General features: G+C 60.6%; 25 protein-coding genes. 14 read left to right on the top strand and 11 right to left on the bottom strand.

What is annotated here, in order from left to right:
- Nucleotides 1-10: 10 nt before the first annotated feature.
- The 7 genes from purE to ACM64M_RS01540 are packed head-to-tail and all read left to right on the top strand — an operon-like array spanning nucleotide 11 to nucleotide 6969.
- The gene (gene purE / locus ACM64M_RS01570; protein WP_416226879.1) at nucleotides 11-505 is read left to right on the top strand and encodes a 5-(carboxyamino)imidazole ribonucleotide mutase; all 495 of its coding nucleotides are present in this window, start codon (nucleotides 11-13) and stop codon (nucleotides 503-505) included.
- Nucleotides 505-1587 carry a 5-(carboxyamino)imidazole ribonucleotide synthase gene (locus tag ACM64M_RS01565; protein WP_416226878.1) on the top strand — a complete coding sequence of 361 codons (1083 nt, stop codon included), beginning with the start codon at nucleotides 505-507 and terminating at the stop codon, nucleotides 1585-1587. The genes purE and ACM64M_RS01565 overlap by 1 nt, the downstream gene beginning before the upstream one ends.
- Nucleotides 1584-2105, top strand: coding sequence for a dihydrofolate reductase (locus tag ACM64M_RS01560; protein ID WP_416226877.1), 522 nt, complete (start codon nucleotides 1584-1586; stop codon nucleotides 2103-2105). The genes ACM64M_RS01565 and ACM64M_RS01560 overlap by 4 nt, the downstream gene beginning before the upstream one ends.
- Nucleotides 2105-3040: a bifunctional riboflavin kinase/FAD synthetase gene (locus ACM64M_RS01555; RefSeq protein WP_416226876.1), complete on the top strand. Its 936-nt coding sequence runs from the start codon at nucleotides 2105-2107 to the stop codon at nucleotides 3038-3040. The genes ACM64M_RS01560 and ACM64M_RS01555 overlap by 1 nt, the downstream gene beginning before the upstream one ends.
- Nucleotides 3041-3050: 10 nt before the next feature.
- Complete coding sequence (ileS, locus tag ACM64M_RS01550) at nucleotides 3051-6032, top strand: isoleucine--tRNA ligase (protein WP_416226875.1); 2982 nt, start codon at nucleotides 3051-3053, stop codon at nucleotides 6030-6032.
- Nucleotides 6029-6556, top strand: a complete 528-nt coding sequence (gene lspA / locus ACM64M_RS01545; protein ID WP_416226874.1) for a signal peptidase II — start codon at nucleotides 6029-6031, stop codon at nucleotides 6554-6556. Before ileS ends, lspA begins: the two co-directional genes overlap by 4 nt.
- 2 nt (nucleotides 6557-6558) lie before the next feature.
- Complete coding sequence (locus ACM64M_RS01540; RefSeq protein ID WP_416226873.1) at nucleotides 6559-6969, top strand: DUF3035 domain-containing protein; 411 nt, start codon at nucleotides 6559-6561, stop codon at nucleotides 6967-6969.
- Between the two features lie 20 nt (nucleotides 6970-6989).
- Here ACM64M_RS01540 and ACM64M_RS01535 read toward each other — a convergent pair whose 3' ends face one another.
- Entirely contained in the window at nucleotides 6990-8303 is a 1314-nt protein-coding gene (locus ACM64M_RS01535; RefSeq protein WP_416226872.1) for a hemolysin family protein, read from the bottom strand.
- A 195-nt stretch (nucleotides 8304-8498) separates the two neighbouring features.
- Here ACM64M_RS01535 and ACM64M_RS01530 point away from each other — a divergent pair, with 195 nt between their 5' ends.
- A complete protein-coding gene (locus tag ACM64M_RS01530; protein WP_416226871.1) occupies nucleotides 8499-9194 on the top strand; it encodes an OmpA family protein in 696 nt (231 codons plus the stop codon).
- Nucleotides 9195-9245: 51 nt separating this feature from the next.
- On the opposite strand, the gene ACM64M_RS01525 is transcribed toward ACM64M_RS01530, so the two are convergent.
- A complete protein-coding gene (locus ACM64M_RS01525; RefSeq protein WP_416226870.1) occupies nucleotides 9246-10022 on the bottom strand; it encodes a 3'(2'),5'-bisphosphate nucleotidase CysQ in 777 nt (258 codons plus the stop codon).
- Between the two features lie 156 nt (nucleotides 10023-10178).
- On the opposite strand from ACM64M_RS01525, the gene sucC reads away from it, so the two are divergent.
- On the top strand, nucleotides 10179-11393 hold the full coding sequence (sucC, locus tag ACM64M_RS01520; protein WP_416226869.1) for an ADP-forming succinate--CoA ligase subunit beta: 1215 nt from the start codon (nucleotides 10179-10181) through the stop codon (nucleotides 11391-11393).
- Between the two features lie 4 nt (nucleotides 11394-11397).
- Here sucC and ACM64M_RS01515 read toward each other — a convergent pair whose 3' ends face one another.
- On the bottom strand, nucleotides 11398-11889 hold the full coding sequence (locus ACM64M_RS01515) for a DUF6265 family protein (RefSeq protein WP_416226868.1): 492 nt from the start codon (nucleotides 11887-11889) through the stop codon (nucleotides 11398-11400).
- Between the two features lie 206 nt (nucleotides 11890-12095).
- On the opposite strand from ACM64M_RS01515, the gene ACM64M_RS01510 reads away from it, so the two are divergent.
- From ACM64M_RS01510 to ACM64M_RS01500, 3 genes are all read left to right on the top strand, one after another.
- Nucleotides 12096-12842, top strand: a complete 747-nt coding sequence (locus tag ACM64M_RS01510; protein ID WP_416226867.1) for an electron transfer flavoprotein subunit beta/FixA family protein — start codon at nucleotides 12096-12098, stop codon at nucleotides 12840-12842.
- 31 nt (nucleotides 12843-12873) lie between these two features.
- Nucleotides 12874-13803 (top strand): electron transfer flavoprotein subunit alpha/FixB family protein, encoded by a 930-nt coding sequence (locus tag ACM64M_RS01505; RefSeq protein ID WP_416226866.1) that lies wholly within the window; start codon nucleotides 12874-12876, stop codon nucleotides 13801-13803.
- A 181-nt stretch (nucleotides 13804-13984) separates the two neighbouring features.
- Complete coding sequence (locus ACM64M_RS01500) at nucleotides 13985-14788, top strand: energy transducer TonB (protein ID WP_416226865.1); 804 nt, start codon at nucleotides 13985-13987, stop codon at nucleotides 14786-14788.
- A 12-nt stretch (nucleotides 14789-14800) separates the two neighbouring features.
- Here ACM64M_RS01500 and ACM64M_RS01495 read toward each other — a convergent pair whose 3' ends face one another.
- From ACM64M_RS01495 to ACM64M_RS01470, 6 genes are all read right to left on the bottom strand, one after another.
- Complete coding sequence (locus ACM64M_RS01495) at nucleotides 14801-16063, bottom strand: DUF445 domain-containing protein (RefSeq protein ID WP_416227345.1); 1263 nt, start codon at nucleotides 16061-16063, stop codon at nucleotides 14801-14803.
- Between the two features lie 90 nt (nucleotides 16064-16153).
- Nucleotides 16154-19693, bottom strand: a complete 3540-nt coding sequence (locus ACM64M_RS01490; protein ID WP_416226864.1) for an efflux RND transporter permease subunit — start codon at nucleotides 19691-19693, stop codon at nucleotides 16154-16156.
- 44 nt (nucleotides 19694-19737) lie between these two features.
- Nucleotides 19738-20931: an efflux RND transporter periplasmic adaptor subunit gene (locus ACM64M_RS01485; RefSeq protein WP_416226863.1), complete on the bottom strand. Its 1194-nt coding sequence runs from the start codon at nucleotides 20929-20931 to the stop codon at nucleotides 19738-19740.
- Between the two features lie 288 nt (nucleotides 20932-21219).
- Nucleotides 21220-21504, bottom strand: a complete 285-nt coding sequence (locus tag ACM64M_RS01480; protein ID WP_416226862.1) for a GlsB/YeaQ/YmgE family stress response membrane protein — start codon at nucleotides 21502-21504, stop codon at nucleotides 21220-21222.
- Between the two features lie 171 nt (nucleotides 21505-21675).
- The gene (locus ACM64M_RS01475; protein WP_416226861.1) at nucleotides 21676-21975 is read right to left on the bottom strand and encodes a DUF1153 domain-containing protein; all 300 of its coding nucleotides are present in this window, start codon (nucleotides 21973-21975) and stop codon (nucleotides 21676-21678) included.
- A complete protein-coding gene (locus ACM64M_RS01470) occupies nucleotides 21972-22328 on the bottom strand; it encodes a hypothetical protein (protein ID WP_416226860.1) in 357 nt (118 codons plus the stop codon). Before ACM64M_RS01470 ends, ACM64M_RS01475 begins: the two co-directional genes overlap by 4 nt.
- A gap of 180 nt (nucleotides 22329-22508) precedes the next feature.
- On the opposite strand from ACM64M_RS01470, the gene mnmA reads away from it, so the two are divergent.
- Nucleotides 22509-23681, top strand: coding sequence for a tRNA 2-thiouridine(34) synthase MnmA (mnmA, locus tag ACM64M_RS01465; RefSeq protein WP_416226859.1), 1173 nt, complete (start codon nucleotides 22509-22511; stop codon nucleotides 23679-23681).
- Nucleotides 23682-23690: 9 nt separating this feature from the next.
- Here mnmA and ACM64M_RS01460 read toward each other — a convergent pair whose 3' ends face one another.
- Nucleotides 23691-24038, bottom strand: a complete 348-nt coding sequence (locus tag ACM64M_RS01460) for a hypothetical protein (protein ID WP_416226858.1) — start codon at nucleotides 24036-24038, stop codon at nucleotides 23691-23693.
- Nucleotides 24039-24073: 35 nt separating this feature from the next.
- Here ACM64M_RS01460 and ACM64M_RS01455 point away from each other — a divergent pair, with 35 nt between their 5' ends.
- Nucleotides 24074-25225 carry a serine hydrolase domain-containing protein gene (locus tag ACM64M_RS01455; RefSeq protein ID WP_416226857.1) on the top strand — a complete coding sequence of 384 codons (1152 nt, stop codon included), beginning with the start codon at nucleotides 24074-24076 and terminating at the stop codon, nucleotides 25223-25225.
- Here ACM64M_RS01455 and ACM64M_RS01450 read toward each other — a convergent pair.
- Nucleotides 25216-26010: a PhzF family phenazine biosynthesis protein gene (locus tag ACM64M_RS01450; protein WP_416226856.1), complete on the bottom strand. Its 795-nt coding sequence runs from the start codon at nucleotides 26008-26010 to the stop codon at nucleotides 25216-25218. The two genes, ACM64M_RS01455 and ACM64M_RS01450, sit on opposite strands and share 10 nt — an antisense overlap.
- Nucleotides 26011-26014 lie beyond the last annotated feature (4 nt).

Below are 26014 nucleotides of genomic sequence, written 5' to 3'. Positions count from 1 at the left end.
GGGGCTGCGCATGGCCAGGGAAAACAGTGGCAAAATCGCCATCGTGATGGGCAGCCAGTCAGACTGGCCAACCATGCGGCTGGCCGCTGAAATTCTCGACCTGCTCGAAGTGGAACACGAAGCGCGGATTGTATCCGCACACCGCACCCCCGACCGGATGAGCGCCTTTGCCAAGGGTGCCGAGGGAGAGGGTTTTGATGTGATTATCGCAGGCGCGGGCGGCGCGGCGCACCTACCCGGCATGATCGCGGCGATGACACATCTGCCGGTGCTGGGCGTGCCGGTGCAATCGAAAGCCTTGAGCGGTATGGATAGCCTGCTCTCAATCGTGCAAATGCCCGCAGGTGTCCCGGTCGGAACGCTGGCAATTGGCGATGCAGGGGCCAAGAACGCAGCGTTGATGGCGGCGGCGATACTCGCCCTGTCAGACGAGGGCCTTTCGGAGCGACTGCAAGATTGGCGCGCAGCGCGAACCGCCGATGTTGACGAAGCGCCGGTGGATTAGTGGAAGTTTCAATCCCCCTTGCCCCCGGCTCGACAATCGGGATCCTCGGCGGCGGACAGCTTGGCCGGATGCTTGCCGTGGCAGCTCTCCAGCTTGGCTATCGCTGCATTGGCTATGCTCCCGCAGGCGACAATGTTGCGGCAGATGCCTGCGTGGATTTCTTCGAAAATGGCTGGGGCGATACCGCAGCGCTGGCAGCATTTGCCAGCCAGTGTGATGTCGTGACCTGGGAATTTGAGAATGTCCCGCTCAGCGCGATCAACGCCATTCCTGATTCTATGCTCGCCCCCAATCCAAAAGCGCTGGAGATTGCGCAAGACCGGCTGAGCGAAAAGCGCTTCGTCGAAGAATTGGGGGCAAAATGCGCACCCTACATGAGGGTTGAAGGCGACGCGGATTTTGCCCGTGCGATTGAGCATCTGGGCACGCCCGGCATCCTAAAGACCGCGCGCGACGGCTATGATGGCAAAGGGCAATGGCGGGTAGCATCGGCGCGTGAGGCCGAAGGGGTGCGCTTCCCCGGCAGGCCGTGCATTTACGAAAGCATGGTCGATTTCGTGGCCGAATTTTCGGTTATTCTGGCGCGTGCGAAAGATGGCACAATGCGCATCTGGGATTCGACCGCCAACGAACATGATGGCGGAATTCTGGTTCATTCGGTCCTGCCAGCCGGTCCGGCGGTCGAAAGCCAGGTCGAGGCCGCGCGTGCTATCGCCCGGCAGACGGCGGATGCGTTGGACTATGTCGGGGTGTTGACGCTGGAGTTTTTTGCCACAGAGGGCGGCCCGATATTCAATGAAATGGCCCCGCGAGTGCATAATTCGGGGCACTGGACCATCGAAGGCGCGGCCACCAGCCAGTTTGAAAACCACATTCGCGCGATATGCGGCCTGCCTTTAGGCGGCACTGAAACCCGCTTTGCCAGCGTCGACATGCGCAATATCGTGGGTGACGATGCGACCGGCGCTCACCGCATTCTGCTCGAAGCCGGCGAGCCGCACCTCCATCTCTATGGCAAACGCGAGGCCCGCGAAGGCCGCAAGATGGGGCACGTCACTCGGGTCGCGCACAAATATCCGTGAGACATGAAGTCGTCCTTATCTACGCCCGCGCTGCCAATGGTGCGATTGGCCATGAAGGGCGGCTGCCATGGCAGCTTCCCGCTGATCTCAGGCGGTTCAAGGCGCTAACGCTGGGCAAACCCATGATTATGGGACGCAAGACCTTTGAAAGTCTGCCCGGCTTGCTGCCCGGACGCCGACACATAGTGCTTACTAGACGCGAAAGGTGGAACAGCGAGGGCGCAAAAGTCGTGCAAACCGCAGCCGAGGCGCTTTCAAAAGCGGCGGAAGGCAACGAGTCCGGTGAAATAGCAATTGTCGGCGGCGCTGCGATCTATGACGTGTTCCGCCCCATGGCGCACCGCATCGAAGTCACCGAAATTCACGCCGACTATCCCGGTGACACCTTCATGAAGCCGCTGGGCGATGACTGGCGCGAATGCGCGCGCGCGGATCATCCGGCCGAGGATGGCAAGCCCGCCTATTCCTTTGTCACCTATCGCCGCGCCGATGATGCCAACGCAGATAGGCCCGCCTGATGCGCTGGCTCGATCACCGCGATACCGTGACCGAAGCGCTGCGCGGAGCGGTGATCGCGCTGGGCAATTTCGACGGCTTCCATCGCGGGCATCAGGCTGTGGCTGGCGAAGCGATCCGCTGGGCGCACGCTGAGGGCCGTCCTTCGATCATCGCGACCTTTGACCCCCATCCTGTGCGGTTCTTCCGCCCGGATGTGCCGCCGTTCCGCCTGACGACGCTCGAACAGCGGCAAGAGCTCTATCTGGCGGCGGGCGCCACCGCGATGCTGGTGTTCCACTTCGATGCGGAACTGGCAGGGACGAGCGCGGAGGATTTCATCACACAAATCCTGATCGGCCGTTTCGGCGCGCATGGCGTGGTGACGGGCGGCGATTTCACTTTCGGCAAGATGGCCAAGGGCAATGTCGATCTGCTGCGCACCTTCGGAGCCGAAAACGGCCTCGAATCGCGCGTGGTCGAAGCGGTGGAGGAAGCGGGCGTCATCTCCTCCAGCCGCATCCGCGAGGCGCTGCGTGAAGGCGATCCGCAGCTCGCCGCGCAGCTTTTGTCGCGCCCCTTCGCAATCCGCGGGATCGTGGAACACGGGGACAAGCGCGGGCGCACCATCGGCTATCCCACCGCCAACCTTTCGGTCGAGAATTACCTGCGCCCCCGATACGGCGTCTATGCCGTGACGGGCAAGGTGCTTGCCACGGGTCAGGTGCTGAAAGGCGCGGCTAATATCGGCATCCGTCCGCAATTCGAACCGCCCAAGGAGCTGCTCGAGCCGTATTTCTTCGACTTCTCCGGCGATCTTTACGGGCAGGAAATCGAGGTCGCATTCCACCATTTCCTGCGCGGCGAGGCGAAGTTTGACAGCCTCGATGCTTTGATGGCGCAGATGGAGAAGGATTGCGACGAAGCGCGAAGGCTTCTAAGCGCGCCCCGAAAGTGATTTTGGCCTGATGAGCAACGACACCGCGAAACGCGACTACAAGGACACCGTCTTCCTGCCGAAGACGGACTTCCCGATGAAAGCCGGCCTTCCGCAGAAGGAACCGGGCATTGCGGCGCGCTGGCGCGAGATTGGTCTTTACGAAAAACTGCGCGAGGCCCGCCAGGGGCGCGAGAAGTTCATCCTCCACGATGGCCCGCCCTATGCCAATGGCGATATGCATATCGGCCATGCGCTGAACCATATCCTCAAGGACATGGTATGCCGCACGCAGAACCTGATGGGCAAGGACGCGCCCTATGTTCCCGGCTGGGACTGCCACGGCCTGCCAATCGAATGGAAGGTTGAGGAGCAATACCGCAAGAAGAAGCTCAACAAGGACGAGGTTCCGGCCAAGGAGTTCCGCGCCGAATGCCGCGCCTATGCGCAAGCGTGGGTGGATGTGCAGCGCGAGCAGCTGAAGCGGCTGGGCATCATGGGCGATTGGGACAATCCCTATCTCACCATGGATTTTCAGGCCGAGGCGACGATCGTTGCCGAGCTGTGTAAGTTCGCCGAAGCCGGAAACCTCTATCGCGGGTCCAAGCCGGTGATGTGGTCCCCGGTCGAAAAGACCGCGCTGGCCGAGGCCGAGGTCGAATATGAGGACATCACCTCGACCCAGATCGACGTGGCGTTCGAGATTGTTGAGTCGCCGATCCCCGAACTGGTCGGCGCCCACGCGGTGATCTGGACGACGACGCCTTGGACGATCCCGGTGAACCAGGCTTTGGCTTATGGGCCGGAGGTTGAATATGTTTTGGTCGAAACGCTCAGCACTGGGGTTGTCGGCTGGGGCGATCAAAAAGAAGCGGCCGATGCGAACCTGAATCGCGGCTACTTCAACCGGAAGTTTATCGTCGCAAGCGCACTGCTAGAGGATTTCGAGCAAAGGATAGGTAGATACCTGACTACGATACTTGCCTCCGAAGGGCATGAGGCTACCGCGCGGATGAAGTTCCTTAAGCACCAAAACTTCAAGGGCTCCGACCTCGCCGGCACCCTCGCCCGACATCCGATGCACCACCTCGGCGGGTTCTACGCCGCCTCGCGCCCGCTGCTGCCCGGCGACTTCGTCACCACCGACTCTGGCACCGGCCTCGTCCACATGGCGCCCGATCATGGCGAGGACGACTTCGACCTGTGCAAATCGGCCGGCATCGCCCCCGTTTTCGCGGTGATGGACGACGGGCGCTACCGCGACGACTGGCCATGGCTGGGCGGCGCGGATGAGCGGCGCATGAGCGTCATCAACCCCAAGTTCAACGCACCTGACGGGCCGATCTGTTCGGACCTGCGCGAAACCGGCGCGTTGCTAGCGGCGAGCGCGGATTACGCGCATTCCTACCCGCACTCGTGGCGCTCCAAGGCCAAGGTCATCTTCCGCTGCACGCCGCAATGGTTCGTGCCGATGGACAAACCGCTTCCCGTCACCCCAGCAAAAGCTGGGGTCTCAGGCGGCAGCGCTCCAACGCCCGAGATGCCAGCTTCCGCTGGCACGACGTTGAGAGAAGTTGCGACGTCCGAAATCGCCCGCGTCGAATTCATCCCCGGAAAGGGCCGCAACCGCATCGGCGCGATGGTCGAGGGGCGGCCCGACTGGGTGCTCTCCCGCCAACGCGCATGGGGCGTGCCGATCACTTTGTTCGTGCGGCCCGATGGCTCGTACCTGCAAGACCCCGAAGTCAACGCCCGCATTGTCGCAGCGGTGATGCAGGAGGGCGTCGATGCGTGGGAGGAAGCGCGCAAGGCGGAATATCTCGGCGCGGGCTACAACCCCGACGAATACGAGATGGTCACCGACATTCTCGACGTGTGGTTCGATTCTGGCTGCACCCATGCCTTCGTGCTCGAATCCGGGCGCTGGCCGGACCTCACATGGCCCGCCAATCTCTACCTCGAAGGCTCCGACCAGCATCGCGGCTGGTTCCAGTCCTCGCTGCTGCAATCCAGCGCCACGCGGGGCCGTGCGCCCTACGATCAGGTCTTGACCCACGGTTTCACCATGGATTCCAAGGGCCGCAAGATGTCCAAGAGCGAGGGCAACACCATCAGCCCGGTCACGATGATGGAGCAGACCGGCGCGGACATCATCCGCCTGTGGGCGCTGAGCGTCGATTTCACCGAGGATCACCGCATCGGTGATGAAATTCTCAAAGGCGTGGGCGATCAATATCGGCGGTTGCGCAACACTTTTCGCTACCTGCTCGGAGCGCTCGATGGCTTTGTCGGCGATATGTCCGACACCGGTGAGATCCCGGAGTTGGAGCGGTATGTCCTGTCGCTCCTCTCCGAACTCGACGGAAAGCTGCGCAAGGCGGCCACCGAGTACGATTTCAACAGCTACACCCGCCTGCTGGTCGATTTCTGCAACGAAGACCTCAGCGCGTTCTATTTCGATATCCGCAAGGACACGCTCTATTGCGAAGGGCCGGACAGCGATCTGCGCAATTCCTATCGCGTGGTGCTCGATCTGCTGTTCCATGCGCTGGTGCGCTATGCCGCGCCGGTGGTGGTCTTCACCGCCGAGGAAGTATGGGCTGCGCGCTATCCCGAGGACGGGGAACAGGGCGGCAGCGTCCACCTGCTCGAATGGCCGGTCGTGCCGAGTGTGAGTGCAGACCGCGGCAAGTGGGACGCTCTGCGAGTTTTGCGCGAACGCGTGACCGAAGCAATCGAGCCGCTGCGCCGCGACAAGGTGATCCGTTCGAGCAATGAAGCCGTTGTTATCGTCCCCGCTGGTGCGGTGCCCGATGGCGTAACTGACAATGAACTCGCCGAATTGTTCATCACGGGGACAGTCACACGTGGCAATGGAGTAGCGGTGAGCGTCACCAAATCCTCCGACCACAAATGCGGCCGCTGCTGGCGCCTGCTGCCTGACGTGTCCGAAGACGGCGCGCTGTGCGGGCGCTGCGATGATGTCGTCGGCGCAATGGATGCCGCCCAATGAGCGGCCCCTTTACCCGCATCCGGCTGATCGGGCTGGGAATTGCCGCTTTGATCGCCGCGATCGATCAGATCGTAAAGTGGTATGTGGTCGGCCCGCTCAATCTGCGCAGTGTGCAAAAGATTGACCTGCTGCCATTCTTCGATCTCACCTATACCGAGAACCGGGGCATTTCGCTCGGCATGTTGCAGGCAACCAATATGGAAATGCGCTGGCTGTTGGTTGGCCTAACTGCAGTCATCGCGCTGATTGTGTTGGTGTGGTTGATGCGCGAACGCAAATTGGGCGACATTGTGGGTCTGGCGCTGATCCTCGGCGGGGCGATTGGCAATATCCGCGATCGCTACGTGCTGGGCTATGTCATAGATTATGCCGACCTGCATATCGGCTCGTTTCGCCCCTTCCTTGTTTTCAACATCGCCGATGCCGCTATCACCATCGGCGTCGTCATTATCCTTGCCCGAAGCCTTTTCCTGCGCGAAAAGGATGAAAATTCGGATGGCAACACCGTCCCTGCGGAGAATTGATCATGCGTAATCTCAAATCGGCCATTCTGCTCGCATCGGGCTGCGCCATGCTCGCAGCTTGCGGGGGCAGCGGCATTTTCAACCGCGAACGCCCTGATGAATTCGCGGTTCAGCGACAGGCCCCGCTGGTGGTGCCGCCTGACTTTTCTTTGACCCCGCCGGCTCCCGGCGCACCGCGCCCATCAGAAGGCACCGCGGCAGAGCAAGCGCTTGAAGCCTTGTTTGGCGGCCCTGCGCCGCGCAGTCAGGTCGAAACCAGCGCGCTTGATCGTGCAGGCAGCGCCGCTCCCGGTATCCGTTCGCAGGTGGGCGATTCAGGCACCAATGTCGTCGCCAAAGGCAGCGTAACCCGCGACATCATCGCCGCTCCCGAAGGCGACGGCGCATCGGCACAGACACTGATCCCTTCGTAACAGCGTCCTGCCAAACCCGCTCAATCCTGCGCCATTTCCGGTTCGAGCTTGCTGACGAGGATCTTGTCGATACGGCGGTTGTCCATATCGACGATTTCAAAGCTCCAGCCCTGATCGACGAAGCTTTCGCCTTCCTGCGGCAGTTTTTTCATGACGGACAGCACATAACCTGCCGCCGTGCCGAATTCACGCGATTCGCCATATTCCAGTCCCAGCCGGTCGGCGAGCGCATCCGCATTGAACGCGCCTGAGACCAACAAGGATCCGTCCTTGCGCTCGATAATCTGCGGCGCATCACCCTGATCCTTGTCGCTGGCGAAATTCCCGGCAATCGCGGTCAGCAGGTCGACCGGCGTCACGATTCCTTCGAAATGGCCATATTCGTCATGCACCACGGCCATGGCGATACCCGCCGATTGCAGCACGCGCAGAGCGTCCATCGCGTCTAGCTGATCGGGCACAACTTCGGCCTTGTGCATCATCGCGCGGATCGACACCGGCTTGCCCGCCACGAGCGCGGCGAGAACTTCGCGCACTTTTACTATGCCGAGGATCGTATCGGGAGAACCTTCTGCCACCGGCAGCAAGGAATGCGGGCTTCCCTCGATGGTTTGTTTTATCTGCTCAGCATCAGCGTCGGCCTCAATCCAGTCAATCTCGGTGCGCGGCGTCATCATTTCGCGCACCGGACGTTCAGCCAGCCGGACCACCCCGGTCAGGATCTGATGCTGATCTGCTTCGATCACGCCCGACCGTGTCGCATCGGCAAAGATCATCTGCAATTCCTGCGCCGTTAACGAAGGCTGGCCCTTTGCCGATATCCCGATCAGCGCAATGATCGCGGCGGATGATTTATCGAGCGTCCAGACAAGCGGCGCAGCGGCCCGTGCTAGCAGCGCCATGGGGCGCGCCATCAACAGCGAGATTGGCACCGCGTTGCGCAAAGCCAGCTGTTTGGGGACCAGTTCGCCGACCACCACGCTGAAATAAGTGGTCAGCGCGATCACCGAAACGAACGCCGCCTGACGCGCAGTGTCCGGTTCAACACCCAGCAAGGCGATGCGTTCGCCAATGGGGGCCTCCAGGCTGGCGCCAGATAGAGCGCCCGTAATGATCGCGATCAGAGTTATGCCGATCTGCACGGTCGACAGAAACCGCCCCGGATCGCTCGCCAGCGCAAGCGCTGTCATGGCGCTGGCTGAACCACTATCAGCCTTGGCCTGAAGCTTGGACGTTTTGGCCGAAACGATAGCAAGCTCTGACATCGAAAAGACGCCATTGAGCACAATGAGGCCCGCGATGATCACGATGTCTGGCCAAGGGAAAGGTGTCACGATCGCATCGCTAGCAGAATTGTTGCCGCTTGCCAGCCGCCGCGCAGTCAGTTTTCGCAGATCTGAACCGACTACAGCAATTTACAATCCGTTCATGTCTGCGCAAATCGCGGACATGCATGCGCTATTCAGGAACATTTGGGCGACAGCGCCGCTTGATTTTGTGTATGCTGTTTCCATCAGGAGGACTGAACAATGAAGACATCTCGTATCCTGCTTTCGAGCACCGCCGCATTTGCGCTACTTGGGACAAGCGCCTGTGTCACCGACCCCAACACTGGCGAACAGAAAGTATCGCGCACCGCAATCGGCGCAGGGCTGGGCGGCACGCTCGGCTATTTGCTGGGCGGCGCAATTGGCGGCGATGCTGCGCGAATCATTGGCGCAGGGCTGGGCGGCTCGGCCGGTGCCGTTCTGGGCAAACAGTTCGACGATCAAATCCGCGAGCTTGACGAAGAGCTCGAAGGAACCGGCGTCGATGTCGAAGAAGTCGGCGATCAGGACGCGATTCTCGTCCGCCTGCCCGATGGTGTGACCTTTGCGCGCGGATCGGCTGACATCAATCCTGGTTTTTACGATTCGCTCAATTCCGTGGCGAACAGCCTGATCAACTATCCCAACAGCCTGGTCGATGTGTATGGCTTTACCGACACGACCGGATCAGACGCTCTCAATCAGCGGTTATCCGAACAGCGTGCGCAAGCGGTGGCGAATTACCTGGCCGCGCGCGGTGTTGCCCGCAGCCGGCTTGAAACGCGCGGCTACGGGGAAAGCTATGACTATCTGCGGGTCAAAACCGCAGACGGCGTTAACGAACCGCTTAACCGCCGCGTTGAGATCAAGATCATCCCGATCAGCCAGGATGACGTCAACGCAGCTCGCGCAAATTGACGTTACGGGGGCGCCAGTGAGCGCCCCCGAACATCCCGCAGGTAAATTGCCTTAACGCAGGGCTTTGGCGCGCTCAGCCAAGCGATCGACCGCTGCGGCATGGATGCCCGGAGCGCAGACCAGCACGCCGAAATCGCGCGGATCGTGCTTGTTGTAGGCCAGCGGCTGACCAAAGGCGTCGGATACTCGCGCCCCGGCCTCGCGCGCAATCAGCGTCGCTGCGGCAATGTCCCATTCAAAGCCCCACCGCAATGTGGCCAACAGGTCGGCGCGGTTGTCGGCAACCATGGCGATCCTGAGCGCGATCGAATTGGGTTTGTCCACCAGAACCAGATCGGAATCCGCGCTCGGCAATTGATCGGCAGGCACGCGCGCGCCCGCGAACACACTTCGCGCACTCGCTTTGAGCGGCACATCGTTGAGCCACGCGCCTTTCCCGGCGACGGCAAACCACTCCTCTGAGCGGGCGGGTGCGGCCAGCATTCCGATCAACGGGCGACCGCTGCTGATGAGAGCGACGGATACCGCCCAGCCAGAGCGCCCGCGCACATAATCGCGGGTGCCGTCAATCGGATCGACCAACCAGATGAGATCGCTGGCGGTGCGCGCCTTGTCGTCGGCGGTTTCTTCGGAAAGCCATGCGGCGGATGGCAGCAACAGGGACAATTCGCGGCGCAGAAACACATCGACGGCAATATCTGCCTCGCTGACGGGGTCCCCGGGAGTTTTGTCCCAGCTTTCCAGAATATAGCCGCCGCCGGGCCAGCGCGCATGGGCGATACGGCCCGCCTCGCGGATAATTTCCTGAAACCGGCCCTGATCTATCATTTTTGGTTATTCCTGCGCTGCGCCCTCCTGAAGCGCTCTTCTGCACTTTTCAAGTGCGCCGAGACGTGCTTAGGCGCTCCGCAACCAACCTCTCCCCAGGACGCCTGTCCGCCGACAGAGTGGCCGGGGCCTGACAGATTAAAGGGATCATCGCTCATGAACGTCCATGAATATCAGGCCAAGGAATTGCTCAAGGAACATGGCATCGCGGTTCCGGCAGGTCATGCCGCACTCACCGTCGAAGAGGCGCTTGCCGGGGCAAAGGCGCTTCCTGGCCCGCTCTATGTCGTCAAGGCACAGATCCACGCGGGCGGGCGCGGCAAGGGCAAGTTCAAGGAGCTGCCAGCGGACGCCAAGGGCGGCGTTCGCCTCGCCTTTTCGCTCGATGAGGTGGAAAGTCACGCCAAGGAAATGCTCGGCAACACGCTGGTGACGATCCAGACCGGTGCGGATGGAAAGCAGGTAAACCGCCTGTATGTGACCGACGGCGTTGACATCGAAAGCGAATATTACCTGGCCATGCTAGTCGATCGTGCCTCAGGCCGGGTTGCAATGGTCGCCTCTACCGAAGGCGGCATGGATATTGAGGATGTGGCGCACAACACGCCTGAGAAAATCACCACGATCACGATTGATCCCGCGCAGGGCTTTATGGCGCATCATGGCCGCGCGGTGGCTTTCGCGCTCGGCCTGACGGGCGATCTCAACAAGAAATGTCAGAAACTCGCCGCGCAGCTTTACGCCGCCTTTGTTGCAAGCGATTGCGAAATGCTCGAAATCAATCCGCTGGTTGAAACCAAGCCTGATGCCGATGGCAATGCCGATCTGCTGGTGCTGGACACCAAGATGAGCTTTGATGGCAACGCGCTGTATCGTCATCCCGCGATTGAAGCGATGCGCGACGAGACCGAAGAAGATCCCGCCGAAGTCGAAGCGAGCGAGTTTGACCTCGCCTATATCAAGCTTGACGGCAATATCGGCTGCATGGTCAATGGCGCAGGCCTTGCCATGGCGACGATGGACATCATCAAACTGAACGGGGCGTTCCCGGCCAATTTCCTTGACGTTGGCGGCGGCGCGACCACGGAGAAAGTAACCGCAGCGTTCAAGATCATTCTGAAAGACCCGGCTGTCGAAGGCATTCTCGTCAACATCTTTGGCGGGATTATGAAATGCGACGTGATCGCCAACGGCATTGTTCAGGCGGCGAAAGATGTGAACCTCTCGGTTCCGCTGGTCGTGCGCCTCGAAGGCACCAATGTGCAGCAGGGCAAGGAAATCCTCGCCAATTCAGGCCTGCCGATTGTCGCCGCAGATGATCTGGGCGACGCCGCACGCAAGATTGTCGCCGAGGTGAAGAAGGCCGCGTAGGCGCCTATTTTTCTGACTGTCGCATGGCGGCGAACTGAAACAAAAGCTCGCCGCCATTGCTCATCCGCACCGCTGCGACAAGGCCTTCGCCCGGCGCATCTGGATCGGCGCAGCGGAGTGTCAGCGCGTGAAAATAGGCCGCGCAGGGTTCTATCGCCACAAGCCGAAAGGTGAGCATGTCGGCTTTTTCTTCCCACCCGGTAAGGTCGGCGTTGAAGTGCTTGAGGCGCAGCACCAACGTGCCCTCTTCCTCCAACAGGTACATATGCTCGGTAAAGCGGATCGCGCCTTCATCCGTTTGCTGAACGAAGGTCCCGACCATGGTGGTGCCCCTTGGCGGGAGCCAGCTTTCCATCGCAGGCGCGCCGCCAATGCCGTCGCCGGTCCATTGCCCGACCAGCCAATCCACCTGATCAAGCGTTGCGGGCGGTGATACGAACCCGGTTTCGCCAACCCGCGTCTCTTGCGCCGATGCAGCAAACGAGGATGCACCCAAGCAAGCGCACGCAAGCACCCTGATCGCTGCTATGAAAGCGCTATGAACCATCGCAAATCTCCCTTGCATTAAAGATGATGGACGAGACGGCCTGATCTTGGCAAGGCTCGGCAAGAATTCGAAATCGGATGGCGCGCACTCTGCTTGACGTTTACGTAAACGCGAGATAGGGCGCAAGCCGAGAGTTTAGACAGGAAGGACAACCCATGAAAATCCTCGTCCCCGTCAAACGGGTGATCGATTACAACGTGAAGCCCCGCGTCAAGGCGGATGGCACCGGCGTTGATCTTGCCAACGTCAAGATGAGCATGAACCCGTTCGACGAAATCGCTGTCGAAGAGGCGATTCGCATCAAGGAAGCGGGCAAGGCCGAGGAAATCATCGCGGTTTCGGTTGGTCCGGCCAAGGCGCAGGAAACGTTGCGCACCGCGCTCGCCATGGGTGCAGACCGCGCCATCCTGGTGGAAAGCGATGAAGAAGTTGAACCACTGGCAGTGGCCAAGATCCTCAAGGCAATCGCCGATGAAGAACAGCCCGGACTGGTATTGCTCGGCAAGCAGTCGATCAGCGACGACTCTAACCAGACCGGACAGATGCTCGCCGCGCTGATGGGCCGCCCGCAAGGCACCTTTGCCAACACTGTTGAAGTCGATGGGAGTAGCGTAACAGTAAAGCGCGAGATCGATGGCGGGCTTGAAACGGTTAAGTTGTCGCTTCCGGCGATTGTAACCACAGACCTGCGCCTGAACGAACCGCGCTATGCTTCGCTGCCGAACATCATGAAGGCCAAGAAGAAGCAGCTCGATGTCAAGACGCCCGGCGACTACGGGGTCGACATCACCCCGCGCCTTACCACCACCAATGTCAGCGAACCACCGGTTCGTCAGGCCGGAGTGAAGGTCGAGGACGTTGCTGCGCTGGTTGAGAAAATCAAGGCGCTGGGCATCGCCTGATCGGCGGCCCGGTGAAAGAAGGATTTAGGACATGAAAACTCTGGTTCTGGTCGAACACGACAACACCAAAGTGAACGATGCGACCCTCGCGGTCGTGACCGCTGCGGGCAAATTGGGCGAAGTCACTGCGCTAGTTGCTGGCGAGAATTGCGGCTCGGTTGCCGAAGCCGCAGCCAGGATTGCAGGCGTTTCAAAGGTCGTGAAGGCCGATGACGCCGCCTATGGCGCGTTTCTGGCTGAAAACGTCGCGCCACTGATTGCCGGTTTGATGGCGGATTATGACGCCTTCCTCTCGCCAGCAACAACCTCGGGCAAGAACATCGCCCCGTGCGTTGCTGCGCATCTCGATGTGATGCAGATTTCGGACATTCTTTCGGTTGAAGGGCCCAAGACCTTCACCCGGCCGATCTATGCTGGCAACGCCATCGCCACCGTCGAATCCTCCGATCCCAAGCTGGTTATCACCGTGCGCGGCACCGCTTTTGAAAAAGCCGAGCCCGAAGGCGGTTCGGCTGCAATCGAGGACGCAAGCGGCCCCGGAGACGCCGGCATTTCGAGCTTCGTCAGCCGCGAAGTCGCCAAGAGCGAGCGCCCCGAACTCGCCAGCGCCAAGATCATCGTATCGGGCGGACGCGCGCTGAAGGACAGCGAGACTTTCGAAGCCGTGATCAACCCGCTCGCCGATAAACTGGGCGCAGCCATCGGTGCATCGCGCGCCGCCGTCGACGCGGGCTATGTCCCCAATGATTACCAGGTAGGCCAGACCGGCAAGATCGTCGCCCCCGAAGTCTATATCGCAATCGGCATTTCCGGCGCGATCCAGCACCTTGCGGGCATGAAGGATTCAAAGGTCATCATCGCGATCAACAAGGACGAAGACGCCCCGATCTTTCAGGTCGCTGACATCGGCCTGGTTGCGGACCTGTTCAACGCTGTGCCGGAATTGACCGGGGCGCTGTAAGGCTTTCGAATTTCTGAAGGTTGCAGAAAACCTCCGCCGAGCTAACCTGTACGGCGGAGGTCTTGTTATGGGTCGCATACTTTCTTGGGACAATACGGGCTGGATAGCAGTTGTCGCTACGCTCACTGCTTTCCCGGCTAACCTTGTGGCGCAAAATGGGCCTGACAGGGTCGAGCGACTCATGCCGAACTCAGATTGGAATATCGATTTCGGCGAAGACTACTGTCGCCTAGCGCGCACTTTTTCGGACCGCGAGGATCAGTACCTCCTCTACATCGAGCAAGCCGGGCCTGCAACTGGGTTTGGCATGACGCTAGCCGGTCCGAAGATCCGCCAATTCAGACAGGTCATCACACGCCTTAAGCTCGAAGAGGATGAAGGTTTTCCGCAAACTGATAGCCAGCGCGGAGAGGTGGTTGGCTTTGGCCCTGCGGCCATATTCTCAAGGATCGAAATCAATGACGTAACGGAAACTGAACCAGAAGGCGCGCTGCGCACACTTCCCCAGATCGATCTCGAGGAAGCTTCTTCCATAACCCGCGTACAGTTCGGGCATGGCGGATATGCTTTGTCATTCGAGACTGGCGACATGGGGCCGCCCTTACAGGCGCTTGACGTGTGCTCTGCCGACTTCGTACGTGCATGGGGACTTGATGTTGAGCAGCACAAGCAGTTCACCCGATTAGCGCGCTGGACAAACGAGCAAGAGGTCGCCCGCGAGATTCAGAAGTACTACACGCGCTCAGCACTTAACCGTGGCGAACAAGCAATCATTAGGATGCGCGTCATCGTCGATGAAGATGGAAGTGTATCAGAGTGCAAGCTGTTCGAATCCACCGAGACCGAGCGGCTCGAAAGTAAAGCGTGCGAGGAAATGGAAGATGCGGAGTTCGAGCCTGCACTCGATGCCAGCGGACAGCCGATGCGCTCCTTTTATACTACCAACATCATTTACCGCATCACCGAGGCGAACGCTCACGGCTGAATTGCAGTCGCCTCAAAGAAGCGTCGTAATAAAATGCAGCGTCATCCCCACCAGCCCGCCCACCAGCGTACCGTTGATGCGGATAAACTGCAGGTCGCGGCCCACCGCATTCTCGATCCTGCCGGTGATGGTCGTCGCATCCCAGCGCTTCACTGTCTCTGAAACCAAAGTCACGATGCCGCTGCCATAGCGGGTCGCAACGCCCACCGCGGTGCGCCGGGCAAAGCGGTTTATCTGGGTTTGCAAGCGTTCATCCTGCTTCAAAGCGCGTCCCAAATCCGCCAATCCGCTGCGCATTTCCGCGCCCAGCCCGGTATCGGCCTCTCGCGCGCGCCGAATCAGAGATTGCCGGATGCGTTCCCACACCCCCATCCACCATTCCGCGACCGCCGGATTTTCTATGAGGTCGCGCTTCATCTCTTCCACCCGCTCGCGCGTTTCGGGATCGTGCTGCAAATCATGCGCCAGCTTTTCGAGGCCTTCTTCGACCTTGGCGCGCAGGGGATGTTCGGGGTCGACCAGCACCTCGGCGAGCAATTTGTAGAGCCCGTCAAGGACATTGCCCGAAATCGTCTTGTCCAGCCCGGCCCAGCGCAGCACCCCTGCAACCCGCGCATGGATGATATCGCGGATCGTGTCTTCATTGTCCTCCAGCGTCAGCCCGGCCCAGCGGATCATACCGTCGATCAGCGGCAAATGACGCCGATCCGTCATCGCACTTTCCAGCATCCTTCCGGCCAAGGGCGAAACGTCGATCTTCGCCAATTGAGCGCCCAGTCCCGATCGCACCTGCGTGCCGAGCCTGTCCGGATCAAGCGATTCGAGCACTTCGGCAAGCAATTCCGCTGCGCCGCCAGTGATCCGCGAGCGCGCATCGGGGCCGGCTCCCTCAGGGCTCGCGACCAGGAAATCGCCAATCGCGCGGGCAACATTCATGTCCGACATGCGCCGCGCCACCACCGCGGGCGTGAGGAAATTCTCGCGCAGGAACTGCGCCATGGTGTCTGCAATCCGGTCCTTGTTCATTGGGATGATTGCGGTGTGCGGGATCGGCAGGCCGAGCGGGTGGCGGAACAGTGCGGTCACCGCGAACCAGTCGGCTAGTCCGCCCACCATCGCCGCTTCAGCAAAGGCGTTGACATAACCCCATGCGGGGTGATCGCCGACCAGGCCGTGAGTGGTGAAGAACAGCACCGCCATCGCCGCCAGCATACCGGTCGCGGTCCAGCGCATCCGCCGTGCACGATCAGCGGTGAGCGGCTCTCCGCCAAACATCAGGGGAACAGGTCGCGGTTTGGCCATGCTCGCGCCTATCTGCCCCAATTGGCACGAAAGGTCACGCGCTTGCTCAGCCTTGGCGTGCTACTATTCGGCAGGCTCGGCCCCCGGTGGCAGGCGGGTTGCCGGTGTCGCGGCGGGTTGCGGCTGACCTGGGAACGGCACATTGGGCCCGCGTTCTGCTTCGCCCGGGACCGGATTGCCATCATCGCCGGGCTTGTAGGTAAGCAATGTCCGTCGCAGCCACGGCCCCACGCGCCGCTCAAACCCGTCGGCAAGGCTGAAACCAGCCGGCACGATGACCAGCGTCAACAGAGTCGACATGACCAGCCCGCCGATCACGACCCAGCCCATCGGTTCACGCCATGCACCGTCGCCGCCGCCCAGATAGCCATTGACCACCACCGGCACCATGCCTGCGGTCATCGCAATAGTGGTCATGACAATCGGCTGCGCGCGCTTGTGCCCGGCCTCCATGATCGCTTCAAACTTGTCTGTTCCGCGCGCCATCTCTTCAATCGCGAAATCGATCAGCAGAATGGAGTTTTTGGAGACAATGCCTAGCAGCAGCAGAATGCCGATATAGACGGGCATCGACTGCGCCATTCCCAGCAACCATATCAGCAGGATGCCGCCCAAAGGCGCGAGCGCCAACGAGGTCATGTTGACCAGCGGGCTCATCAGCCGCTTGTAAAGCAGCACAAGGCACGCAAACACCAAAAGGACGCCGGTGATGATCGCGATGATAAGGTTCTGGACCAGCTCAAGCTGCCATTCATCCTCGCCCACCACGTCGCGAATCACGCCGGTGGGCAATTCCTGAAGGATCGGCAGAGCATCCACCTGGGTCTGCGCCTCACCTTTCAAGACACCGCTCGCGAGATCAGCGCCAACCAACACGCGGCGGTTCTGGTTGTAGCGCTGGATCGAGGTCGGGCCGGAACCAAAGGTAATATCGGCCACCCGCCCCAGCGGAACGGTCGCTCCGCTGATCGTTTGAACGGGCAAATTCTCGATCGTGGTAAGCTGGCTCCGCGCATCCTCGGACAATTTGACCCGGATCGGGATCTGACGGTCGGACAGCGAGAAACGCGCCGCGTTCTGTTCGATCTCGCCCAAAGTGGCGATGCGGATTGTTTGCGACAGCGCAATCGTGCTGACCCCCAGCTCCGCCGCTATTTGTTCGCGCGGGGTAATGATGATTTCAGGCCGGTTGATATCAGCGCTGATCCGCGGCGCAACAAGCGTGTCGAGCCCGCGCATCTGTTCCACCAGAGCAGCCGCCGTTTGGTCGAGCAATTCGGGGTTGGACCCGGCGAGCATAACCGTGAGATCGCGGCCCGATCCGAAACCGCCACTTTGCGAACGAAACCGCACACGCGCGTCGGCAATTTGCGCAAGCTGAGGTGCGAGTTCGCGCTCGAACTCGATCGACGTGCGCTCCCGATCATCGGTCAGCTTGATGAAAATGGTCGAATTGCCCAGCCGGATTCGCTGAAGGGTGCGCTCGACTTCGGACTGTTCGTTCAGCAAGGCATCGACCTGGTCCGACACCCGCTTGGTCGTCGCCAGAGTTGTGCCGGGGACCATTTCGATTTCAACGGCGGAATTCTCATCATCAATGGTAGGCTGAAACTGCGCCGGAATCTGACCGAACAACAGCACCGTCACGAGTAGCGAGAACCAGCCCACGCCGAGCATCCAAACGCGGTGATCGTAAAAACGCGCGGTGAGATATTTCGCCGAATCGCCAATTCTGCCGCCAGACCGGCCCAGCAATTCAATCAGCTTAAGCATCAGCCAGCCAGCAGCAAAGGCAATTGCCGACACGAGCAAGACCTGCACAATCTCGAATATCTTGGCGACGATCTTGTAGATGCTTGAATTGGGATCGCTTGAAACCGCCACCGCCATGGTTTTAGGCACTTCGAGTCCGCTCAGCGCACCAAAGCTTGCAAACATGGCAAAGCCGGATGCTGCGAGGATCGCAATAACAGCTAACAACAGCGCAAAAACATAGAGCACGCGCGAACGCGGTCCCTCAATCCCGGCACGGCGCGCCTGCAACTTGCCGGTGTCGAGCGTCCAGGTGAGCATCGCCATATAGCGGTCCATCATCGGACCTTCGCCATGTGCGCCGGCGCCTTTTGCGGAAAGGAAATAGGCCGCCATCAGCGGGGTAATCATCCGCGCCACCGCAAGGCTCATCAACACCGCGATCACCACAGTCAGCCCGAAATTCTGGAAAAACTGCCCCGACACGCCCGGCATCAGGCCGACCGGCAGGAACACTGCGACAATACAGAAACTGGTGGCGACGACCGGCAGGCCGATCTCGTCGGCGGCGTCGATGCTCGCCTGATAGGCGGTCTTGCCCATTCGCATGTGCCTGACGATGTTTTCAATCTCAACGATCGCATCGTCCACCAGCACCCCCGCGACCAGAGCCAGCGCGAGCAGCGAGAGAAAGTTCAGGTTGAACCCGAGCAGGTCCATAAAAAAGAACGTGGGGATCGCAGAAAGCGGAATGGCGACCGCGCTGATAAAGGTCGCGCGCCAATCGCGCAGAAACAGGAACACGATCACCACGGCCAGCAGCGCGCCTTCGAACAGCGCTTCCATCGAGCTTTTGTACTGGTTGTCGGTATAGGTCGTGCTGGTGAACATCTTGACGAAGCGGACGCCTTCGGTCTCGGCTTCGATCTTTTCCATTTCGGCAATCGCTGCATTATAGACCGCCACGTCAGAGGCACCCCGCGCGCGGTTCATGAAGAAATTGACGACTTCGCGGTCCCTTACTTCACTAATCGAGGTCCGCTCACCATGACCGTCGCGCACCGTTGCAACATCGGCCAGGCGAACCGTGCGCCCACCACCAAGCTGGATCTGGCGCTGCGACAGTTCATAGGCGGTGTCGTCATTGCCCAGCACGCGCAAAGATTGGCGCGTGCCGCCAATCTCTGTGACGCCGCCCGCAGCATCGACATTGGCCTGACGCAGCACCGAATTGATTTGCGAAGCGGTCACGCCCAGCGCCTGCATCTTGGCCGGGTCAAGAATCACTTCAATCTCACGGTCGACCCCGCCAAACCGCTGAACCTCCGCCATGCCGTCGATCGCCAGCAGCCGTTTGGCTACCGTATCGTCGATGAACCAGCTTAGCTGTTCGATGGTCATGTCGTCGGCTTCGACCGCGATATAACCAATCGCTTCGCCAACCACATTGACCTTGGAGATTTGCGGTTCGAGGATGCCGTCGGGCAGGCTGGCACGAACGGTGTTAACCGCGGTTTCAACCTCGTTGACAGCCTCGATGATATCGGTGCCGATTTCAAATTCGACAAAGGTGTTCGAGTTGCCTTCACTCGCGGTCGACTGAATTGAATTAACCCCGTTGATCGACCGAACCGCGCTTTCAATGCGCTGTGTGATCTGGTTCTCGATCTCGGTTGGGGCCGCGCCGGGCTGCGAGATATTCACGTTTACCGCAGGAAATTCCACGTCGGGATTGTTCGTTACGTCCATCCGCGAAAAGCTGATGATGCCGGCGAACAACAGCGCGGTGAAAAGCACCAACGGGATCACGGGATTGCGGATCGACCAGGCTGAAATGTTGCGGAAATTCATAAATGTCTCGCCTGTATTGTTCCTGCGCGCCTGATTAGGCGGCGCTAATCGCTTTGCCGGCTCGGCTGGACGGTCTCACCTGGATTGAGGAAGCCGCCAGCGCGCAGCACCACCAGTTCGGTGCCGCTCAATCCTTCGGTAATGGCGATGCCATCTGCGGTGACCATGCCGGTCGTCACCGAGGTGCGGACAGCCTTATTTTCCGCGTCAACGACATAGACAAAGCTGCCTTCGTCATCTGCGAGTACCGCGCTTTCGGGAACCACCGTCGCTTCAATCGTGCCGCTGTTGATCCGCGCGGTGGCAAAACCGCCGGGTCGCAATTCGGGAGCATAGCTGAGCGCAATGCGCGCCGTGCCTTGCCGGGTTTGCGGGTCGATCACCGGCGAAAGCTGCCAGACCTGCCCGACGAATGTCTTGGGCGATCCGGTCGGCACAACATTCGCGCTGACACCCTGCGACAGGCTTGCGAGCTGGGTTTCACTCAGCTGGGCCATCATCTCCATTTCTCCGCCGCTGGCAATCGTGAACAGCGCGGGCGAGCCGGCGCTAACGGTCTGGCCCGGCTCGACATTGCGTTCGAGCACATAGCCCGAAGCCGGAGCGACAATGTTCAGCCGCGCGGTGCGCGCGCGCAGTTCGGCGAGCTGCGCCTCGGCCACCCTAACCCGCGCCACCGCAGCGTCGCGGGTCGCGGTCAAGCGGTCAACATCCGCTTTTGATACAAAGCCGCGCTCAACCAATTGCAGCGAGCGATCAAGATTGGCCTGCGCCAATTGCGCATCGGCGCGTGACACTTCGATCTGTGCCGATTGAGCGGCGGCCTGTTGATTCTGGACCGATCGATCGATCACAGCAAGGACCTGCCCCTGCTGGACCCAATCGCCGGCATCGACCCGCACCGACACAACCTGACCCCCTTCGCCGACCACTCCGACCGGCATCGGACGGCGCGCCGCCAGAGTGCCCGGCGCCTCAATCACGCCGCTTATGGTTGTCTTGCCAGGGGCAATTACAGTGACCACGGGAGCCTGCGTGCCATCATCGACGGCCGCCACTGGCTCACCGCCGGACATGACAAAATAGGCTGCGATGGCGGCCAACAATGCTACCAACCCGATCCCGGCAATCATCAGGATCTTTGGCGTGGACGACGAAAGCTTCTGCTCTTGGCGAGCGCCCACATCCGCAGGAATATCATCCTGCGTCTCTGCCGTGATTGACGTCTCGTAATTCATTGCGGTTCCCTTGTGCGGGGTGGCCTGGACAGCCGTATGAACCCCAACCGATCGACTATTGAAGCCATGCCAGCTTCAAAATGAGTGTATTATAGATATAAGTCACCCTTCGCAATCCCTCATAGGCTCGGGGCCTGAAAGGGGCAATGCGCGGTTCGACTGATGACTTTGAGCATAGACGAATAACCGATGCCGTAATTCGGGCACGGCGCCCTGTTGCAAGCAAAAGGCGGCACCGCCCGTCGGGCAGCGCCGCCTCATTTCATGCTGTTTTCAGCCGTGGCGTAGTCAGCCGCGCACTTTGCCGCGCTGAATCAGATTGAGCACGCCAAGCAGCACAATCGCCCCGATCAGGGCTGACACAATGCCCATCACGTCAGGTGGCCAGCCGCCGATCGAACCATTGCCGAGAACAAACGAAAAGACGGAATTGCCAATGAATGATCCGACAATACCGACCACGACATTCCAGAATTTGCCCATTGCGGCGTCGCGGTTCATCACCATGCTGGCGACCCAGCCGATGATACCGCCCATGATAATGAACCAGATAAAACCAAAGATTGCAGACATATGCGTTCCCCTACTCGCCCGCACATCACGCATTTTTGCGCGAATCCCAATGCGGGTCTGTATTCCGGCTAGCGCAAAACCGCTGGCGAGAGAACCTTGACAGAGATTTTCGGGATTGGCGAAGCGGTGCTCAGCCGCACTCAGGCGACCTCAGCGGCCCAGGGTCAGCGTCTAATATTTGAGCTGTCGTTCATACAGGTCGCGGTAATGCTGAATGCGAGTGACACGCAGACCCTGCATCCCAGAACGATCAACCGCGCGCTGCCAGGACGCAAACTCTTCGAGCGTCAGCCCATAGCGTTCGAGCACTTCGTCGATGGTGAGCAGTCCGCCATTGACCGCCGCCACAACCTCAGCCTTGCGGCGCACGACCCAGCGCTTTGTCTTGGGCGAAGGAAGGTCGTCCACGGTCAGGGGTTCACCGAGGGGGCCGATGACCTGTGCGGGGCGGATATTCTGGTTCTCAATCATTCAGTGTCTCTCGCATCACCTGTTAACGCATGCCCCCTGCCGCGCAGCTCTTCCTGAGGATAAGGAAGAAGTTCGCTAGGCGGGATTATGCAGGGCGAGCCTTTGCCGTGCTCTAAAGCATCAGGGTTAACGTCTGGTTCGTTACAGTCACGGGTCCGGAAATAGCGGGCGGCAGCCTCAGAAAAGCTCTCCACATTGCCATTGCCTCTTGCATCGTCGCGCAACACCCGGCGCAGATCACGCGCGGCATTCAGCCGGGCTGTCACTTCGCGCCAATCGATGCAGCGCAGGGCATCTTCGTCAGAGAATCGGGTGCTCTGCGGTATGCCAAGGGGTTTGGACTGTTCGAACATGCAGCACGGTATATCGAGAGGTCGTCAAGATGTGGTAAAACCGGGATTTACCTGCGATTAGGAATACTGCCTGCGGAAAGTGCATTCCTGGGCATGCCCCGCCCTATGTGTTGACCCCTCAAGCGCTCCGTCCCCACATGCTGGCGAAATGTCTTCTCATCGCCTATATCACGCGGCACTATGACCAGCGCTGCCACTTTAGAACCCAACACTGCCTTCGGGATTGATGCCGCTGCGCTGTTTGATCTGCCGCGCGCCGCAGCCGATTGCCGAATCGTCGTCGCCATGAGCGGCGGGGTCGATTCGTCCGTAGTCGCCGCGCTCGCTGCCGATACTGGAGCCGAAGTGATTGGCATCACGCTGCAATTGTATGATTACGGCGCCGCGACAGGCCGCAAGGGCGCGTGCTGTGCGGGCGATGACATTGCTGATGCCCGCGCAGTGTCAGACCGGCTCGGCATTGCTCATTACGTGTTCGACCATGAAAGCGCCTTCCGCGAAGATGTGGTCGAACAGTTTGCCGATGAATATCTCGCCGGGCGCACGCCTGTGCCCTGCATTCGCTGCAATATGGGGCCGAAATTTACCGATCTGTTCCGCATGGCGCGCGAACTAGGCGCGGATTGCCTTGCAACCGGGCATTATGTCCGGCGGGTGGAGGCGCCCGGCGGACCGCATCTGTACCGCGCGGCGGATCCGGCGCGCGATCAGTCATACTTCCTTTATGCCACGACGCAGGAACAGCTCCGCTATATCCGCTTCCCACTCGGCGGATTGCCCAAGACCCAAGTGCGCGATCTGGCTGAGGCTGCGGGCCTGCGCAATGCGGCAAAGCCTGACAGTCAGGACATCTGCTTTGTGCCGGATGGCAATTACGCACGCATCGTAACGAAGCTGCGCCCCGAAGGCGGGGTACCCGGCGCGATTGTCCATGCCGCGAGCGGCGAGGTCTTGGGCACCCACAAGGGAATCGTTCATTACACCGTCGGCCAGCGCAAGGGCCTCGACATCGGCGGCCAGAGCGAGCCACTCTATGTTACCGCGCTGGATGCAGAAAGGCGCGAAGTGCGCGTCGGGCCAAAGCGGATGCTGGCGGTGGAAAGCGCTGTGATTACCGAGACGAACCGGATCGGCGAATTGACGGCGGATGAACCATTGACCGCCAAGGTCCGCTCTTTGGCAAAGCCGGTACCGATTGCACTCGAGGGGCCACTGGGAGGCGGCGCTTCGGTGACCATGCGCTTTGCCTCACCCGAATTCGGCGTTGCACCGGGTCAGGCGGCGGTGATCTATGCAGGCGAACGCGTGATTGGTGGCGGCTGGATTGATTCGACCGTTTCCGTAGCAGACTAGGCGCGGCGCCTAACCTTCCCACTTTTCCAGAACGCAGCCATAGCCTTCGCGGTAAGTGGCGGTGTTCGCAGTAACCAGCGGGAAAGTCGCGGTGACGCTGCGGGCCTCTGCGTCATCGCTGAGCGAGACCAGTTCCATTCCGCCAAGCTTGTCTTTCTCGCAATCTTCAAGACTGCGCCCCGCGACAAAGCGGCATGAACACGCGACCCGCGCGGCATAGGACGTGCCGACATTGGCATAGCCGGTGATCGGCGCGCGGTTGAACCACAAAGCTGCGGCAATCGCGGCAATCGCCGCCACCAGAACAAACACCGCAATCCGCGAGGTGCGCGAGGGTTTTGTGACGTTATTAGCCATTGCTTTGTTGGAACCCTTGTAGAATTGACAGCCGGATGACCTTGCGCCTGCCCCCCCATATCGCTGCCGCCGCGCTCCTGCCAGCCCTTGCCGCAATTGCTGTGTCCTGTTCCGAGGCCCCAGACCCCGCGCCGCCGCCGCTGAGCGCAGAGGCGCTTGCCGCTGTGTCGGAGGACGCGGGCGCGCCAAAGGATCAGCTGGCGCGCGAAGTTGATGATCTGTTCACTGCGGAAGGGCTGGGCGAAACCCGCGCGGTGCTGCTCTTGGCCGATGGCAAGGTCGCCGCCGAACGTTACAGCGCAGGCTATGACGCCGACACGAGATTTGTCAGCTGGTCGATGGCCAAGACGGTCACTTCGGTGCTGATCGGTATGCTGGTCGCGGACGGGTTGCTCAGTGTGGATGAGCCTGCGCCGGTCCCGCTGTGGCAGCGCAGCGGCGATCCGCGTGCCGACATCACTCTGCGCCATTTGCTCCAGATGCGATCCGGCCTGCGCCACACCGAAGCGGGCGATCCACCTTACGATTCGTCCGAGGTGCGGATGCTGTTCCTCGACGGGCGCGACGATATGGCGAAATGGGCGAAAGAACAGCCGCTGGAGGCAGAGCCGGGGGAAAGGTTCGAATATTCCTCCAACACCACCGTGATCCTCGCCGATATCGCCGTGCGCGCGCTGACCGAAAGCGATGATCCCGGCGCGCGCAGGCAAGCGCTCTCCGGCTATTTGCAAGAGCGGCTCTTCGGACCGCTGGGCATGACCTCGATCGTAGCCGAATTCGATGCCTCGGGCACTCTGATCGGCGGCAGTCTGATGCACGCCACGGCGCTCGATTATGCTCGGTTTGGCGAGTTTCTTCGCGGCGGTGGCCGCGCGCCAGGCGGCGAGCAATTGGTGCCAAGCCGCTGGATCGAGGCGATGGTCACGCCCAGCCCCGTCAGCCCGCATTATGGCTATCAGACCTGGCTCAACCGGCCGATCCCCGGCGCCGGACTGGGCGAGCATCCCCTGTTCCCCGACCGCGCGCCCGATAGCCTGTTCGCGCTGATCGGACATATGGGCCAATATGTCCTCGTTTCGCCCGATCAACGGCTGACGCTGGTCCGACTCGGCCATTCGACCAGTGCCGAGCGTCCGCCAATGCTCGATCAGGCAGCGGATATTCTGGCGCTTTACCCTCAGAGGTAGAATATCCCTTCAACCACCGTCACGCATGGCCCGCCGAGCCACGCGCGATCGCCGTCGAGCCTGAGCGTCAGGTCGCCGCCGCGTTGGCTGGCCTGATAGGCGGTGAAGCTCTCGCGCCCCAATCTCTTGGCCCAATAGGGGGTAAGGACGGCATGGGCAGAGCCGGTCACGCTGTCTTCATCCACTCCGCCGCCGGGCACGAACACGCGGCTGACCACATCACTCGCATCGCCGGGAGCGGTGGCGATGAACTGATCCGCGCCGAGTCTTTCAAGCCCGCGAATATCGGGGGCTAGGCTGCGCACTACGGCTTCACTTTCGTAGAGGAACACATTGTAGCCGAGCGCGGATCGGTGAACCGCCTGCGGCGTTGCTCCCATCAGCGCGACCGCCTCGGCATGTTCGGCTGGTTCAGTCACAATCGCGGGCAGCGCCAGCGCATAACCCGCCCCATCGCGGCGCACTTCGAGTATTCCGGATTTGCGCGTGCGAAAGGTGATCCCGTCACCCCCATCGCGGTTCAGCAGCACATGCCCACTCGCCAGCGTCGCGTGGCCGCACAGCGCGATTTCATAGGTCGGCGTGCACCAGCGCAGTTCCCAATCCGCCGCGCCAGTCGCATCGCGCACCACAAAGGCCGTCTCGGCGAACAGGTTCTCCGCGCCAATCGTCACCAGCACATCGTCGGGCAGCCATTCGTCGAGCACCATCACCGCCGCCTGATTGCCGCCAAAGGGCCGCGCGCTGAAGGCATCGACGTGCCAGTATGGGATCTTTTGCGTCATGGTT

The organism is Qipengyuania sp. ASV99 (genome assembly GCF_047872805.1).
Lineage (GTDB): Bacteria > Pseudomonadota > Alphaproteobacteria > Sphingomonadales > Sphingomonadaceae > Erythrobacter.
Note: the sequence above shows the minus strand (reverse complement) of the source record. Positions and strands in the feature narration are given on the sequence as shown.